This window comes from Streptomyces sp. CNB091 (assembly GCF_000377965.1).
The window spans coordinates 150,950-165,147 of record NZ_KB898996.1; the positions used below are offsets into that span (position 1 = coordinate 150,950).

The following is a 14,198-nucleotide window of genomic DNA, read 5'->3' on the forward strand; positions in this document are numbered from 1 at the left end:
GCCATGTCACGCGCAGCACTCCTCGTCCTCGCCGACGGCCGGTTCCCCGCCGGAGGACACGCCCACTCCGGCGGCGCCGAACCGGCCGTCGCCGAGGGCCGCGTCCTGGACGCCGACTCCCTCGCCGACTTCTGCCGGGGCCGGCTGCACACCACGGGTCTCACCGCCGCCGCCCTCGCCGCGGCGGCGGCCCACGGCCTCGACCCGCTCACCCTGGACGCGGCCGCCGACGCCCGTACACCCTCGCCCGCCCTGCGGGCCACCGCGCGCAAGCTGGGCCGGCAGCTGATGCGGGCCGCCCGCGCCACCTGGCCGAGCCCCGAACTGGACGCGCTCGCGGCGGCCCGGCCGCGCGGCGCCCACCAGCCGGTCGTCCTCGGACTCACCGCACGGTCGGCGGGTCTCGACCCCGTGGACGCCGCCCACTGTGTCGCCTACGAGACCGTCAGCGGCCCCGCCACCGCCGTCGTCCGGCTCCTCTCCCTCGACCCCTTCCACGCCACCGCCGTACTCGCCCGGCTCGCCCCCGAGCTGGACCGGGTCGCCGAACAGGCCGCCGAGGCCGCCCGGCAGGGCATCGACGCCCTGCCCGCCGCCTCGGCGCCGCTCCTCGACATCACCGCCGAGGCCCACGCCGCCTGGCCGGTCCGCCTCTTCGCTTCGTAGCCACCCTTTTGACCACCACTGGAGGTCCCCATGCACCTCGGCCACTCCCACGACGGCCCCGCCGCCGTCAGCGCCGACGCCACCCGCCCCGACGGCGCCCGGCGCGCCCTGCGCATCGGCCTCGGCGGCCCCGTCGGCTCCGGCAAGACGGCCACCGTCGCCGCCCTCTGCCGGGAACTGCGCGACCGGCTCTCCATCGCCGTCGTCACCAACGACATCTACACCCAGGAGGACGCCGCCTTCCTGCTGCGCAACGCGGTCCTGCCGCCCGAGCGGATCCAGGCCGTCGAGACCGGCGCCTGCCCGCACACCGCGATCCGCGACGACATCTCCGCCAACCTCGAAGCCGTCGAGGACCTGGAGGACGCGGTCGGCCCGCTCGACCTGATCCTCGTCGAGTCCGGCGGCGACAACCTCACCGCCACGTTCTCCAAGGGACTGGTCGACGCGCAGATCTTCGTCATCGACGTCGCGGGCGGCGACGACATCCCGCGCAAGGGCGGCCCCGGCGTCACCACCGCCGACCTCCTGGTCGTCAACAAGACCGACCTCGCCCCGTACGTCGGCTCCGACCTGGAGCAGATGGCCCTCGACGCCAAGAAGCAGCGCGGTGAACTCCCCGTCGCCTTCACCTCGTTGACCTCGGCCGAGGGCGTCGGACCGGTCGCCGACTGGGTGCGGGCGCGGCTCGCCGCCTGGGCCGCGTGAGCGTCCGCGCGACGGCCCGCCTCCGGGCCGAGCCCGACGGGCGGGACGGGACCGCCCTGCCCGTCCTGGCCAGCGACGGCCCGCTCGCCCTGCGCCGCACCCGCTCGCCCCTGGCCGCATACGCCCGGGTGACCGTCGTCGGCGCGATGAGCGCCCCGCTCAACGGCGACCGGCTGACGATCGAGGCGGACATCGCGGACGGGGCGCGCCTCACCGTGGACGCGGCGGCCGCCACCGTGGCCCTCCCGGGCCCACGGGCGGACACCGGCCCGTCCACGTACGGGATGGACCTCACCGTGGGGGAGGGGGCCGTGCTGCACTGGCTCCCCGAACAACTCGTCTCCGCCCGCGGCAGCGACCTGCACCAGGCCACCCGGGTCCGACTCGCCCCCACCGGCCGTCTGTTGCTGCGCGAGGAACAGATCCTCGGCCGGCACGGCGAGCCCCCCGGCGCGCTCACCACCCGGCTCACCGTCCACCGGGCGGGCCGCCCGCTCCTGGACCAGCAGTTGGCCTACGGGCCCGGCGCCCCCGGCGGTTGGGACGGCCCGGCAGTCCTTGGCGGCCACCGGGCCGTCGGCCAACTCCTCCTCGCCGACCCGGCCTTCGGCGAAGCCCCGCCCCCCGCACGCCTCCTCGGACCCACCGCCACCCTCACCCCGCTCGCCGGCCCCGCCGTCCTGGTGACCGCCGTGGCCCCCGACGCCCGCCTGCTGCGCGGGATCCTGGACGACGCGATGCGCGAGCTGCTGGACGACCTGAAGGAGTGAGTGCTTGCCACCGTCTTCTCCGTGAAGAACAGCTACTTGAGGTTCTTCGGCTGTTCGATGGCAGCACGGCAGAAGGCCGGTGGATACTGGCGGGCCACCAACCGAACCGAGGGGGGAACGGTGTCCAAGGAGCCTGCTCCGAAACATCTGACAATCACCATTGACTTCGATCTTCAGACCGAAGGATCGACTGTCCACTACCAGCGGGCCCGGGCGGCCTACGAAGCCGCTGTCGAGGCAGCGATCCGAGAAGTGAGGAAGGTTCTTCCCACCGACAGCATCAGGGGCATCACCAGCGAGATCGACTGGTCATATCGCTGGACTCGAGAGAGCGACGTCCAGTTCCGCCGTCCCGATCTGGTCGATGAGATTGAGGAGATCACGGATGAGGACGAGTTCGGCAATTAGGCCCGACGCATGATGTGGCCTTGGCTGCCGAATGACAGCCGAACCCTCTGCGTCGCGGGCCGGGGGTCTCTTGGGTTAGGTGGGCTTGGCTCCGCGAAGGGCTCGGGCGAGCTGGACGATTCGGAGTCAGGCCCTTGCCGCCGGCGATCTCGCCGAAGTGGGTCACCTGGGTGCCCGTGCGGGGCACCGGAAGCACGAGTGGCTCTGTTCGCTTCAAGCAGCAGCGTTTGTCTGCCAGTTTGGACAGCAGTCGGCGATCCTGAGACTCCTGGATGTTCATGAGAAGTGACGTCAAGTCCCCCACATTGCCGGGTGCCGGAAAGCCGCGCGCAGGTTGTCTGCCGTGCCCGGCAGATGGGGGGGCGCGGCTCGCGCGGTCATGATGCTGTGTGTGGGGGGCTCCCGGCTTCTGGGCCGCGGGCAGGGAGACAGAGAGGCGGGGGACAGTGGCCGATGTGTTCGACAGGGCCGTGGACGTGTACATGGCGGCTTTGGGGATGGGGTTGGTGTGGCTGGGGTGCGGGGCCGTGCTCCGGCCGCGCCGGCCACAGGGGCCGATCCAGGGGCCTGTGTGGGGCGTCCGTGCCTGGGGGCTCGGCTTTGTCCTGCTGGGAATCACCATCACTGTTGAGACGGTGACCCTGATGGCTGGCGGGGAGCCGGGCCGGACGGCGGACGTGACCCGCTGGATCGCCGGGCCGCTCGTGGTCGGCGCGATCCTGGCCGCCTTCGTCTCCCGGCGACGGGAGCGCCGCCGGTACCGGGCCGTACATGAGCAGCGGCCGCAGTAAACCGGCTTGTTTCCTGGAGTACGGCGGCGCTTGTGGCCACGGTCGGGCCGGTATGTCGCGGACTCACTGGCCACGGGGGCCGAAGCGACCTCACCCTGTTGAGTCGTGCTCGCGCACCTCGGTGAGCAGCGCCCCGGTGCTGAGCAAATGGCAGCGTCCACGTAACGGCTGATCCGTGGCATGCGGCGCTCAGCACCAGGCCGAGTTGGCGGCCCATCCTCCTCGCGACGTAAAACTCGATCTTCGACACCTGTGGCTTCACCAGGGCATTCCGCCAGGAGCACTTCGATGCTGTCCAGGCAAGGACCCCAGCGACTTCAAAACTCGATTCTGGCACAGATCTTGGGGAGCGGTCGCAGAGCGTTACCTTGATGTTCGATTGCGAGGGGCTGGCTCGTGTGGGACGGCGTACGTCTTGGCGTCTGACAGCCGAAAGTGACGCTCCCTCAGGCCCTCGTTGGTCGATGCCGTGGTCGATTGTGGACAGTGATGGTGCTGGTCATGCAGACCAACGCACCGTTCTGGGACTCGCTGGTGTTCGACGGGATCGACGAGGTGGACGTCGAGGCGGTTACGGCCGCGTTCGGCACAGACGAGGTCATGGCGAGAGGCCGCGCGGCCGGGGGCGCGTGTCCTGACTGCGGCGGCTTCTCGGACCGAGTCCACGACCGATACCAGCGCAGGCCGAAAGACCTTCCGCTCGCTGAGCAGCGCTTTGTGATCCGACTGACGGTCCGGCGCTTCATCTGCGGGTCGGCGGACTGCCCGCGGCGGACGTTCGCCGAGCCGTTCTCCCGGCTGGCCGCCCCGCACGCACGGTTCACCACGCGACTCAACCATGCCCTGGAGCGAGTAGGGCTCGCGCTGGCCGGACGGGCCGGGCCCGGCTGGCTGCCCAGCTGGGCTTCGGCGGGGGACGGATGACCTTGTTACGCAGGGTCATGGCATTGCCCGATCCGTAGTTCAGCACTCCGCGGGTGCTGGGCGTGGACGACTTCGCGATCCGTCGCGGCCAGACCTACTCCACCGTCTTGACCAGGGTCAAAGACCATCGCGTGGTCGATGTGCTCCCGACGCGTGAAGCCGGGCCATGGCCGTCTGGCTGATTTGCCACCCCGGCGTGGAGATCATCTGCCGGGACCGGGCGGGCGCCTACGCCGAGGGTGCCCGGCGCGGTGCCCCCAACGCTCTGCAGATCGCCGACCGGTTCCATCTGTGGCAGGGCATCGGCCGCGCCGTGGAGACCTGCGTCGCCGCCCACCGCGACTGCCTGCGCAACCCTTCGCCCAGCGGCACACTGCCGGAGGCCACCCGACTGGCTTCCGGTCAGCCGCAGGACGGCTCGGAGCCCGTCGGTCGGCGGGCCGAGCGCAAGAAGGCAACACACGCACTGGTCCACGAGATGCTTGCCCAAGGTCACTCACGCCGGGCGATCGCCCGACACCTGGGCTGGGGCCCCAACACCGTGCTCCGGTACGCAAACGCCGCACGCTGGCAGGACACCATCCGCGACAACCGGCCCCGGCCCAGCAGACTGGACCCCTACAGACCCTACCCGGAACGGCGATTCTCCGAAGGATGCACCAGCGTCACCCACCTCCACAGCGAACTCGTTGCCGACAACGCCCCCGTCACCTACCAGATGGTCCGTGCCCACATCGCCACCTTCCGCGGGGCTCCCGTCGACGCGCCGCCGCGGCCGCCGACCGTGCGGCAGGTGACCGGCTGGCTCACCCGTCACCCCACGGCCCTGACCGAGGAAGACCGCGCCGGCCTGAAGGAGGTCCTGGCCCGCTGCCCCGAACTGGACAAGGCCGCCGGACATGTCCGCGCTTCGGCGTGATGCTCACCAATCGCCTCGGCTCCACGCTCCCGACCTGGATTGACGCAGTCGACGCCAGGCGGCTACCCGGCCTCACCGGCTTCGCCAACCACCTGCTCCGGGACCTCGACGCCGTGACAGCCGGGCTCACTCTCGACTGGAGCTCCGGCAGCATCGAAGGCGCCGTCAACCGCATCAAGAAGATCAAGCGGCAGCTCTACGGCAGAGCCGGATTCGAACTACTCCGCAAGATGATCCTGCTCCAGTAGCACTCTGAGACGCCCACCCAGATCGGCGCGAGAACCGAGGACTGGGGTCCATGCAGGTGCCAAGCCGTGTCAGGATGGCCTCATGATGATCCGAAAGGGCTATGCCGCGTAGGCGTCCCAAGGCCGTCCGTGCAGAGCGGTGGCGGCCACGATGGCAGTATCCGGTCCTGAGGGTCCCCGGTGTCTCCGCGCGGACTCGTGCAGCAATCCGCCGGGTCGAAGACCAGGAGATGTGGCCCAACGCGGTCGCTCATGCGCTCTCGCGTTTCGAGTGGGCTTTTAAGCAGCCTGGACGGTATCTGAACGCCTCCGAGGTCTGTTCACCCGGTATAGAGGTGGAAGATGCCCGTGATGACCTGGAATGGGCGATGCTGCACCTTCCTCCCGGGGCCAAACGGGACTTGGGTCGACTGATCACGCGCATTGATGAGAAATTCGAGCGTCGTACCTTGCCGGAGCCCAACAACATCGAGTGGGCAATGTCGGGCTGGTGGTGGACCAGAATGCGTGAACGTTGATAGCCCCGGGCTCGTAGTCCTCCTGCAATCGAACGTCACTGTCACCCTCCGCGACCGCTCCCCAAGATCTGTGCAAGAACCCGCAACTCGTGAACAAAGCCACACGAGCTCATCTCCTACTCGTACGCCCAGGACGCCCAGGTGACCGGCAGAGGTGCTACGGGGTGAGTCATATCTGGCGCGGCTCGACCATGGTCAGCTCTCGCGGGTCAGGGTCGTGGAGCGGTCGACGACTCCGAGGCGGACGCGCCTCGCCGGGGCGGGAAATGATCAAGCGATAGTGAGGAGGTGACCGTGCTCGGCCGCATTGGAAACCAGCTCCGTGACCACCAACGTGGCGTCGTCGATCAGCTCGTCCATCCCCCAGGCTGTCAGTGCGGCACGGCACGAGCCTGCGTGCGGCGGTAGCGCTCCCGGACTCACGGGGGAGGGTTTCGGAGTACCCGGGATGCCCGGTTGGGCACGGCGTAGCGGTCGCAGTCATCAGGACCTCGATGGGGTGTGTGAACTACCGGGTATCCCTCGGGCAGCGTCGGCCTCGATTCAGTCAACGACGCCCCGCCCGAGCTCCTGACCAGCTGCCACAAAGTCCGCGTACGCCTGCGAGCGGGGCCCGCGCCTCTCGGTAGGACTACGTGTCAACATCGAGGAGAAGCACCGAGGTTGGTTCCGCACACCCCGGCCGCTCTGGTCGAGCGTCCGGCGAAGTTCGCTGGTTGCCCAGGTTGTCGAGGCCGACAAACTGGAGTGGCTGGCTAAGGAGCCCTTGGAGGCAGCAGTGGTCTTCGATGAGACCCTGGCGGGAGCTGCGGAAGCGCGTCCTTGCGAACCCTTACCGGTGATCGGGAGGAAGCGCAAGTTCCCCACCGTCGGCACGGGTTACCGTGAATGATGGCCCTCCAACGCTTAACAATGAGGGGGATGACGATGATCCGAGACGACTTCGAGGTCAAGTCGGAGTTCTTGGTGGCCCGTCTTCGCGAAGACGAGACGGCCGCTCTCGCACTGAAGCTCGGCAAGAACGCGGACGTGGCAGGGCTGCAGGCACGGGTTCTCGCCGATGTCGAGGCGAAACGCCAGCTCTTGGGCTGGACGATGGAGCCGCCACGCCTGCCGGAGGGCGGGGATCTGTCCCATTGGCGAGCACACGCTTGGGACGTGGTCGTGGGCACGGCCACTACGATGCGCCTGAACCGGAGGAGGCCGGTGATCGACCGCCTCGTTGCGGCGTACGCCGACCACCCTGACTTCCACCCCGAGTGGAAGCTGATCGAGATCGAGGATCAGTAGGAGCCCTGCAACGACGGGCACCTGGCCTGCCAAGCAGCAGACCCCGCTGGACGTGAAGACCCGCAAGGGCCTGCCGCCGGTCCTCATCGTGCAGTCCACCCGCGACGCCGCCACCCCCTACCAGGGCGCTGTCGAGCTGCATAAGCAGTTCAAGGGCTCACGGCTCATCACCGAGAAGGACGCCGGATCCCACGGCGTCACCGGACTGGTCAACCCCTGCGTCAACGAGCGGGTGGACACCTACCTGCTCACCGGGAAGACCGGTCGGCGCCATGCGACGTGCGCCCCGCACGCCACACCGAAGCCGTAGTAGATCGCCGAGGAGGCGTACGACCGGGGACCGCTCAGCGCCGCTCCCGGTCGTACGCCTCCAGCCAGGCGTCCTCCGCCGCGTAGTCGAAGAGCCAGGCGCCGTAATTGCGCAGCATCTTCGGGAACGCTTCGCGCCAGTCGCGCTCCGCCAGCTGCCCGGCGAGCCACTCGACCGTCTCCGGCAGCGACTCCACGTACCCGGTGACCGGGCGGTACCCGAGCTGTTCCTCGGCGGCCGTCATGTCGTAGACCACGGGGTGGGCGCCGCTCCACGGTGTCACCCCGACATGCCCCTCCGGGGGAGCGCCGTCGACCAGCACCGTCTCCGTCTCCCGTCCGAGCACGTCGTCGATGGCCGACGCGATCTCCGCGACCGTGGGCGCCTCGGGGTCCGCCGCGTTCAGCACGCGTGATCCCGGCTGCCCGGCGGCCAGCCGGATCAACTCCGCCGCGTTGGACACATGGACCGGATGGAAGCGGCTCTGCCCGCCGTACCCGAACACCCGGCGCCGGCGGCCGTCGAGCAGCCGCTTCACCACATACAGCTCGCGCGGTGTGCGGCAGTACGGGCCGTGGACCGCGCCCGCGCGCAACAGCGTCACCGGCAGCTCCTCGGCCGCCGCCAGCAGCTCCCGCTCCAGCAGGACCTTCCGCGTCGCGTACGAGGCGTCACCCGGTGCCACCGTGCGCCAGGTCTCCGGCAGCGGCACCGGGAAGCGGGGGAAGCCGTCGGTCGAAGCCTGCGTGTCGAAGCTGCGGCCCCGCTCGTCCTCGTACACCGCCCCGCTGGAGATCACGACGGCCGATCCGATCCGGCCGGCCAGCCCCGTCAGCTGCCGGGCGTGCGCGCCGTCGAACGCCACCATGTCGACCAGTACGTCACAGCCGTCGCCCAGCGCCTTCTCCAGCGCCCCCTCCTCGTCACGGTCGAGCGCCACCGCCCGGACCTCGGCGTCCCATCCCTCGTCCCGGCCGCCGCCGCGCGAGGCCGCGGTCACCTCCCAGCCGTCCGCCGCGAGCGCCCGCACCGCGGCCCGCCCGATCTGGCCCGTCGCTCCCAGCACCCATGCGTGTCCCTTGCTCATGGATCCGACGCTAGGGGAGCCGACCCGCCGGGGCGAGGGCGCTCTGCCGGTGGCGTATTCGCGCTCAGCGTCGCAGCTTGGGGAACTTCCTCGGCGGCGCGGCCTCCTGCTCGGCGGCCTTCACCTTGGCCGCGTACTCGTCCACGTACTCCTGGCCGGAGAGTACGAGGATCGCGTACATGATCTCGTCCGTCACGGCCCGGATCGCGGCCTTCTGGTTCTCCATGCCCGCGTAGCGGGAGAAGTCCAGCGGTTCGCCGAAGCGGATCGCGACCCGTTTGATCTTCGGCATGACCTGGCCGGGCGGCTGGATCTCGAAGGTGCCGACCATGGCGCAGGGAACCACCGGCACCTGCGCGGTGATCGCCATCACCGCGACCCCGACCTTGCCTTTGTAGAGCCGGCCGTCGTGCGAGCGGGTGCCCTCCGGGTAGATCCCCAGCAGCTCGCCCTTGCTCAGTACGCCGAGCCCCTCGCGGATGGCCGCCTGTCCGGCGTCCTTGCCGGACCGGTCCACCGGGATCTGGCCCGCGCTGCGGAAGAAGGCGGCGGTGAGCCGGCCCTTGATCCCCGGGCCCGTGAAGTACTCGGCCTTCGCCAGGAAGGTGATGCGGCGCTTGATGATGGCCGGCATCAGGAAATGGTCGGAGAAGGAGAGGTGGTTGCCCGCGACGATCGCCGCGCCGCCCGTAGGGATGTTCTCCAGACCCTCGATCCGGGGCCGGAACAACAGCCGCAGTACGGGCCCCAGCACGACATATTTCAGGACGTAATAGAACACCTTGCGGGTGCACCTCGCTCTGCCGGGTCGGCGTCAGGGCTGTACTGCCGGGTTCAGGGCTGCGTACTACCAGGTCACGGTGGTGCCGGGGCGCTACAGCGTAGACCCCGGCACCACCGTGCGACCGTAGCGAACCGGCCTCCCGGCTCGTACCCGCCTCCGGGCCCGTCAGACATCCGCACCCGCTGCTGAGGACCGTCCCGCAGGCTCAGGTGTCCTGCGTGGCCAGCATGCCGAGGGTGCACAGTCCCAGCACCACCCAGCCGAACCAGAGCCAGCCACTGCTTCCCAGCGCCACCGTGTACGCGGTCACCGCGATCAGGGCCCCGCCGGTCATGTATCCCATGGTCTTCGTCGATCCGGACATGCGCGCACGCTCCTCGTCGGCCGCGCGGCCGTTGCCCCCATGGTCACCCCGTATGCGCCCTCCGCGCTACTGTCCGCGCGCCTGCAAAGACGCGAGATAGGCGTTGTACGCCGCCAACTCCTTGTCACCGTCGCGGTCCGCCGCCCGGTCGGTGCGCCGCGCGGTGCGCTGCTCGGAGCGGTACCACTGGAAGACCAGCGCGATCAGCACCAGCACGGAGGGGATCTCGCTGAACGCCCAGGCGATGCCGCCCGCCCAGTTCTGGTCGCTCAGGGCGTCGATGCCGAGCGAGGCCGGCGGGTTCTCGTACGTCTCCACCATCGGCGTCGACGCCATCATCAGCGCGATCCCGAAGAACGCGTGGAACGGCATCCCGGCGAACAGCTCCAGCATCCGCATCAGGTAGCCGGGCCGGTGCGGGCCCGGGTCCACGCCCATGATCGGCCAGAAGAAGACCAGGCCGACCGCGAGGAAGTGCACCATCATCCCGATGTGGCCCGGCTTCGAGCTCATCAGGAAGTCGAAGATCGGCGTGAAGTACAGCGCGTAGAGGCTCGCGATGAACAGCGGGATCGTGAAGACCGGATGCGAGATGATCTTCATGTACCGGCTGTGCAGCAGCTTCAGCAGCAGCTCGCGCGGCCCGGTCCGCCCCCGCCCGGCCGGCGGCAGCGCGCGCAGTGCCAGCGTCACCGGGGCGCCCAGCAGCAGCAGGATCGGCGACAGCATGCTGATCACCATGTGCTGCACCATGTGCACGCTGAACATGACCATGCCGTAGTCGTTGAGCTTGGTGCACATCACCAGCGCGATGCTCAGCACGCCCACGGTGAAGAACACGATCCGGTTCACCGGCCAGCCGTCCCCGCGCCGACGCAGCCGCACCACGCCGTACCCGTACAGGGCGAGCGCCAGGACGCAGCCGGTCAGGAAGAACGGGTCGACGGAGAGCTCCAGCCCCCGCCCCAGCGTGAACGGCGGCAGATCCATGTTCATGCCGTGCCCGCTGTGATCCATCTGTTCACTCCCGATGGGGACACGTCCCCGTTTCGTGCCGGTTGTCCGGTCCAGAGTAGAACTGCCCCCGGTCGCGGTCGCGGCCGGGGGCAGTTCTGGGACGACGTGTCCTGACGCCGTGGACGAGGTGTTCTAGAGCACGCACTCCGCCTCGGCGTACCGCTCGGCGGGGACCGTCTTCAGCGTCTCGACGGCCTCGCCCAGCGGGACCATCACGATGTCGGTGCCGCGCAGCGCCGTCAGCATCCCGAACTCGCCCCGGTGCGCCGCCTCCACCGCGTGCCAGCCGAACCGGGTCGCCAGGACCCGGTCGTACGCGGTGGGCGTGCCGCCGCGCTGGACGTGGCCGAGGATGACCGGGCGGGCCTCCTTGCCGAGCCGCTGCTCCAGCTCCCCGGAGAGCTGGGTGGCCACCCCGGCGAACCGCTCGTGACCGTAGATGTCCTTGACGCCCTGCTCGAACTGCATGGAGCCCTCGCGGGGCTTGGCGCCCTCGGCGACCACCACGATGGCGAACTTCTTGCCCGCCGAGAAGCGCTTGCCGACCAGCTCGGTCAGCTCGTCGATGTCGAAGGGGCGCTCGGGCACCACGATGGCGTGGGCGCCGGCGGCCATGCCGGAGTGCAGCGCGATCCAGCCGGTGTGACGGCCCATGACCTCGACGATCAGCACCCGCTGGTGCGATTCGGCGGTGGTCTTCAGCCGGTCCAGGGCCTCGGTGGCGACGCCGACGGCGGTGTCGAAGCCGAAGGTGACGTCGGTGGAGGCGATGTCGTTGTCGATGGTCTTGGGGACGCCGACGATCGGGAGACCGGCCTCGGAGAGGAGGTTCGCGGCCTTGAGGGTGCCCTCGCCGCCGATCGGGATGATGGCGTCCAGGCCGAGGTCCGCGACATGGCCGCGGGCGCGCTCCACGCCGTCGCGCAGATGCGCGGGCTGGACCCGGGAGGAGCCGAGGATCGTGCCGCCGCGGGCCAGGATGCCGCCCACCGCGTCAAGGTCGAGCTTGCGGTAGTCGCACTCCAGCAGGCCCTTCCAGCCGTCGTGGAAGCCGATGACCTCGTCGCCGTGGTCCACCACCGCGCGGTGCACGACGGAACGGATGACGGCGTTGAGGCCGGGGCAGTCGCCGCCGGAGGTGAGTACGCCAATGCGCATGGCCCGGAAACCTTTGCAACGTTAAGTCGACGACCGGACCACGTCGTCCGGTTGGATCCCCGCCACCCTACCGGCGCAGGGTGGCGGGACCGAACCGGCCGTCCGCCTGCTGGACTCCGCTCAACCGAGCGGAAAACACCTCAGGCGGACACCGCTCAGGCGAGCGGAAAGAGCCTCAGGCGGGCTGGGTCGCCGAGGCGATCCGCTCGGCGCGCAGCGCTTCGTACCAGCGGTCGTCGGTGGGCGGCAGCGCGTTCACGTCGAGGGCCAGCTTCAGCAGCAGATCGGCGATCTGCGGGTTGCGGGCCAGCACGGGGCCGTGCATGTACGTCCCGAAGACCGTGTCGTTGTACGCGCCCTCCGTGCCGTCCCCGGTGCCGTTGCCCCGGCCGAACTGCACCCGGGCCAGCGGTCGTGCCGTCGGGCCGAGATGGGTGACGCCCTGGTGGTTCTCGAACCCGGTCAGCGGCGGCAGCCCGAGGTGCGGGTCGATGTCCCCCAGTACGTCGCCGACGCACCGTGCGCCCTCGCCGCGGGTGGAGACCACGTCGAGCAGACCGAGACCGGCCTCGCGCTCGCCGAGGTCGTTGACGAACTCGTGCCCGAGGATCTGGTAGCCCGCGCAGACCGAGAAGATGATCGCGCCGTTGGACGCGGCCCGGCTCAGCCCGCCGTCGCGGCGCAGCCGCTCGGCCGCCAGGCGCTGCGGCCGGTCCTCACCGCCGCCGATCAGATAGATGTCGCCGGACGTCGGCACCGGCTGGTCGCTGCGCACGTCGACGCGCTGCACGTCCAGACCGCGCTGCCGGGCACGCCGCTCCACGACCAGGGCGTTGCCCTGGTCGCCGTAGGTGCTGAGCAGGTCGGGGTAGACCCAGACCAGACGCAGACCGTTGTTGCTCATGCTTCGTCCTCTCCGGAGGTGGCCGGGGCCGGGGTCAGTTGCCGACACGACGGCGCAGATCCTGGAAGGCGGTGTAGTTGGCGATGACCTCGATGCGGCCGGGCGGTGCGTGACTCACGGCCTCGTCGAGCGTCTCGCAGACCCGGAAGTCGAGACCGGCGACTTCGAGGCGGACCGCGAGGTCCAGCTTCCGGTCGCCGAGCACGAAGATCGGGTGACCCGCCAGCTGCGTGTAGTCCACGTCCCACAGCCAGGAGGTGTCCGTGCCGTCCGCGCCGCGCGCGTTCACCGAGAGGATCACCGGCGTCGGCGGCGGGTCGATCAGCGAGAAGGTCTCCAGCCAGCCGGCCGGGTTCTTCGCCAGCAGCAGACGCAGCTCACGGTTCTGGAAGGTGACGACGTCATAGCGTCCGGCCACCGCCTGCACCTGGTACATCCGCTCCAGCGCGACCTGCGGCGGCACGCCGAAGACGGCGGCGACGGCGGCGGAACTGGTGGCGTTCGCCTTGTTCGCCCGGCCCGGCAGCTGGAGGTGGATCGGCCACGCCGAACCGTGCGGGTCCAGGACGTAGTCGCCGTTCAGCGCCCAGCTCGGGGCGGGGCGGCGGAAGCCGCACTGCCCGCAGAACCAGTCGTCCCCCGGGCGCTGCATCACACCGCCGCAGGACGGGCAGGACCACGCGTCGTCCTTCCACGCCTGGCCGGCCGCCACCCAGACCACGTTGGCCGAGGAGGAGGCCGCCCAGACGACCAGCGGGTCGTCCGCGTTCGCGATGACCACGGCCTTCGAGCCGGAGAGGCCCTCGCGCCAGTGCTCGGCCATCATCCGGGTCTCCGCCGCGCGGTCCAGCTGGTCGCGCGAGAGGTTGAGCAGGGCGATCACCTTGGGTGTGGTGTCGCGCGCGACACCCGCCAGATACTTCTCGTCGACCTCGATCACGCCGAACTTCGCGTCCGAGCCGCCGGCCAGCGCCGAGGTGATGCCCGCGGGCATGTTCGCGCCGAGCGCGTTCGACACGACGGGCCCGGCGGCCCGCAGCGCCTCGGCGATCAGCCGTGTGGTGGTCGTCTTGCCGTTCGTCGCCGACACGAGGATCACGTCCAGGTGCTGCGCCAGCCGCCCCAGCAGGTCGGGGTCGAGTTTGAGCGCCACCCGGCCGCCGATCACCGATCCGCTGCCCCGCCCCGCGGCGCGTGACACCGCCGCCGCGGCCTTGCCCGCCGTCACGGCCAGTTTGGCCCGCGGCGACAACGGCTCCGTGTTGCCTGCCATCGTCCTAGATCCTCCTTGCATCGGTCCGCGCCCAGCCTATCGATGTCCGGCGCGGCGAC

Annotated in this window: 17 protein-coding genes and 1 pseudogene; 11 read left to right on the forward strand and 7 right to left on the reverse strand. The window is 70.1% G+C overall.

The features are described from left to right. The first annotated feature begins 3 nt into the window (after positions 1 to 3). The 11 genes and pseudogenes from D581_RS0114315 to D581_RS0114365 all read left to right on the forward strand — a co-directional run. On the forward strand, positions 4 to 666 hold the full coding sequence (locus tag D581_RS0114315; RefSeq protein ID WP_018957903.1) for an urease accessory UreF family protein: 663 nt from the start codon (positions 4 to 6) through the stop codon (positions 664 to 666). A gap of 30 nt (positions 667 to 696) precedes the next feature. Next, positions 697 to 1,374 carry an urease accessory protein UreG gene (ureG, locus tag D581_RS0114320; protein WP_018957904.1) on the forward strand — a complete coding sequence of 226 codons (678 nt, stop codon included), beginning with the start codon at positions 697 to 699 and terminating at the stop codon, positions 1,372 to 1,374. Then, entirely contained in the window at positions 1,371 to 2,144 is a 774-nt protein-coding gene (locus D581_RS0114325) for an urease accessory protein UreD (protein ID WP_018957905.1), read from the forward strand. Before ureG ends, D581_RS0114325 begins: the two co-directional genes overlap by 4 nt. Next, a complete protein-coding gene (locus D581_RS1000000141625; protein ID WP_018957906.1) occupies positions 2,145 to 2,552 on the forward strand; it encodes a hypothetical protein in 408 nt (135 codons plus the stop codon). Positions 2,553 to 3,187: 635 nt separating this feature from the next. Beyond that, entirely contained in the window at positions 3,188 to 3,343 is a 156-nt protein-coding gene (locus D581_RS1000000142070; protein ID WP_486585830.1) for a hypothetical protein, read from the forward strand. 501 nt (positions 3,344 to 3,844) lie between these two features. Then, positions 3,845 to 4,267 (forward strand): transposase family protein, encoded by a 423-nt coding sequence (locus D581_RS1000000142075; RefSeq protein ID WP_469222632.1) that lies wholly within the window; start codon positions 3,845 to 3,847, stop codon positions 4,265 to 4,267. 166 nt (positions 4,268 to 4,433) lie between these two features. Continuing rightward, on the forward strand, positions 4,434 to 5,186 hold the full coding sequence (locus tag D581_RS1000000142080) for a helix-turn-helix domain-containing protein (protein WP_018957909.1): 753 nt from the start codon (positions 4,434 to 4,436) through the stop codon (positions 5,184 to 5,186). Further along, the gene (locus D581_RS1000000142085; RefSeq protein ID WP_018957910.1) at positions 5,186 to 5,434 is read left to right on the forward strand and encodes an ISL3 family transposase; all 249 of its coding nucleotides are present in this window, start codon (positions 5,186 to 5,188) and stop codon (positions 5,432 to 5,434) included. Before D581_RS1000000142080 ends, D581_RS1000000142085 begins: the two co-directional genes overlap by 1 nt. 230 nt (positions 5,435 to 5,664) lie before the next feature. Beyond that, complete coding sequence (locus D581_RS1000000139675; RefSeq protein WP_078625838.1) at positions 5,665 to 5,952, forward strand: hypothetical protein; 288 nt, start codon at positions 5,665 to 5,667, stop codon at positions 5,950 to 5,952. 921 nt (positions 5,953 to 6,873) lie between these two features. Further along, the gene (locus tag D581_RS1000000140695; RefSeq protein WP_018957912.1) at positions 6,874 to 7,242 is read left to right on the forward strand and encodes a DUF6221 family protein; all 369 of its coding nucleotides are present in this window, start codon (positions 6,874 to 6,876) and stop codon (positions 7,240 to 7,242) included. Between the two features lie 19 nt (positions 7,243 to 7,261). Next, a pseudogene (locus tag D581_RS0114365) lies at positions 7,262 to 7,552 on the forward strand (alpha/beta hydrolase); the annotation flags it as partial. Between the two features lie 34 nt (positions 7,553 to 7,586). Here D581_RS0114365 and D581_RS0114370 read toward each other — a convergent pair. From D581_RS0114370 to D581_RS0114400, 7 genes are all read right to left on the reverse strand, one after another. Next, complete coding sequence (locus D581_RS0114370) at positions 7,587 to 8,639, reverse strand: NAD-dependent epimerase/dehydratase family protein (RefSeq protein WP_486585831.1); 1,053 nt, start codon at positions 8,637 to 8,639, stop codon at positions 7,587 to 7,589. A gap of 64 nt (positions 8,640 to 8,703) precedes the next feature. Further along, positions 8,704 to 9,420 carry a lysophospholipid acyltransferase family protein gene (locus tag D581_RS0114375; RefSeq protein WP_018957915.1) on the reverse strand — a complete coding sequence of 239 codons (717 nt, stop codon included), beginning with the start codon at positions 9,418 to 9,420 and terminating at the stop codon, positions 8,704 to 8,706. A 208-nt stretch (positions 9,421 to 9,628) separates the two neighbouring features. After that, positions 9,629 to 9,787, reverse strand: a complete 159-nt coding sequence (locus D581_RS1000000141630) for a hypothetical protein (protein ID WP_003970622.1) — start codon at positions 9,785 to 9,787, stop codon at positions 9,629 to 9,631. Positions 9,788 to 9,853: 66 nt separating this feature from the next. Beyond that, on the reverse strand, positions 9,854 to 10,804 hold the full coding sequence (locus tag D581_RS0114385; RefSeq protein WP_018957916.1) for a cytochrome c oxidase assembly protein: 951 nt from the start codon (positions 10,802 to 10,804) through the stop codon (positions 9,854 to 9,856). A 132-nt stretch (positions 10,805 to 10,936) separates the two neighbouring features. Next, positions 10,937 to 11,962, reverse strand: a complete 1,026-nt coding sequence (locus tag D581_RS0114390) for a 6-phosphofructokinase (RefSeq protein WP_003970624.1) — start codon at positions 11,960 to 11,962, stop codon at positions 10,937 to 10,939. Positions 11,963 to 12,137: 175 nt separating this feature from the next. Further along, positions 12,138 to 12,866 (reverse strand): type 1 glutamine amidotransferase, encoded by a 729-nt coding sequence (locus D581_RS0114395; protein ID WP_018957917.1) that lies wholly within the window; start codon positions 12,864 to 12,866, stop codon positions 12,138 to 12,140. A gap of 34 nt (positions 12,867 to 12,900) precedes the next feature. Beyond that, a complete protein-coding gene (locus D581_RS0114400; RefSeq protein WP_018957918.1) occupies positions 12,901 to 14,139 on the reverse strand; it encodes a MurT ligase domain-containing protein in 1,239 nt (412 codons plus the stop codon). Positions 14,140 to 14,198: the final 59 nt, after the last annotated feature.

Excerpts from the sequence above, each read along its gene's own strand:
- D581_RS1000000141630 (WP_003970622.1), bottom strand. The coding sequence starts at position 9,787 with ATGTCCGGATCGACGAAGACCATGGGATACATGACCGGCGGGGCCCTG.
- D581_RS0114390 (WP_003970624.1), bottom strand. The coding sequence starts at position 11,962 with ATGCGCATTGGCGTACTCACCTCCGGCGGCGACTGCCCCGGCCTCAAC.
- D581_RS1000000142085 (WP_018957910.1), top strand. The coding sequence starts at position 5,186 with ATGCTCACCAATCGCCTCGGCTCCACGCTCCCGACCTGGATTGACGCA.
- D581_RS1000000142075 (WP_469222632.1), top strand. The coding sequence starts at position 3,845 with ATGCAGACCAACGCACCGTTCTGGGACTCGCTGGTGTTCGACGGGATC.
- D581_RS1000000142080 (WP_018957909.1), top strand. The coding sequence starts at position 4,434 with ATGGCCGTCTGGCTGATTTGCCACCCCGGCGTGGAGATCATCTGCCGG.
- D581_RS0114395 (WP_018957917.1), bottom strand. The coding sequence starts at position 12,866 with ATGAGCAACAACGGTCTGCGTCTGGTCTGGGTCTACCCCGACCTGCTC.
- D581_RS0114400 (WP_018957918.1), bottom strand. The coding sequence starts at position 14,139 with ATGGCAGGCAACACGGAGCCGTTGTCGCCGCGGGCCAAACTGGCCGTG.
- D581_RS1000000140695 (WP_018957912.1), top strand. The coding sequence starts at position 6,874 with ATGACGATGATCCGAGACGACTTCGAGGTCAAGTCGGAGTTCTTGGTG.
- D581_RS0114370 (WP_486585831.1), bottom strand. The coding sequence starts at position 8,639 with ATGAGCAAGGGACACGCATGGGTGCTGGGAGCGACGGGCCAGATCGGG.
- D581_RS1000000139675 (WP_078625838.1), top strand. The coding sequence starts at position 5,665 with ATGTGGCCCAACGCGGTCGCTCATGCGCTCTCGCGTTTCGAGTGGGCT.
- D581_RS0114315 (WP_018957903.1), top strand. The coding sequence starts at position 4 with ATGTCACGCGCAGCACTCCTCGTCCTCGCCGACGGCCGGTTCCCCGCC.
- D581_RS0114385 (WP_018957916.1), bottom strand. The coding sequence starts at position 10,804 with ATGGATCACAGCGGGCACGGCATGAACATGGATCTGCCGCCGTTCACG.
- ureG (WP_018957904.1), top strand. The coding sequence starts at position 697 with ATGCACCTCGGCCACTCCCACGACGGCCCCGCCGCCGTCAGCGCCGAC.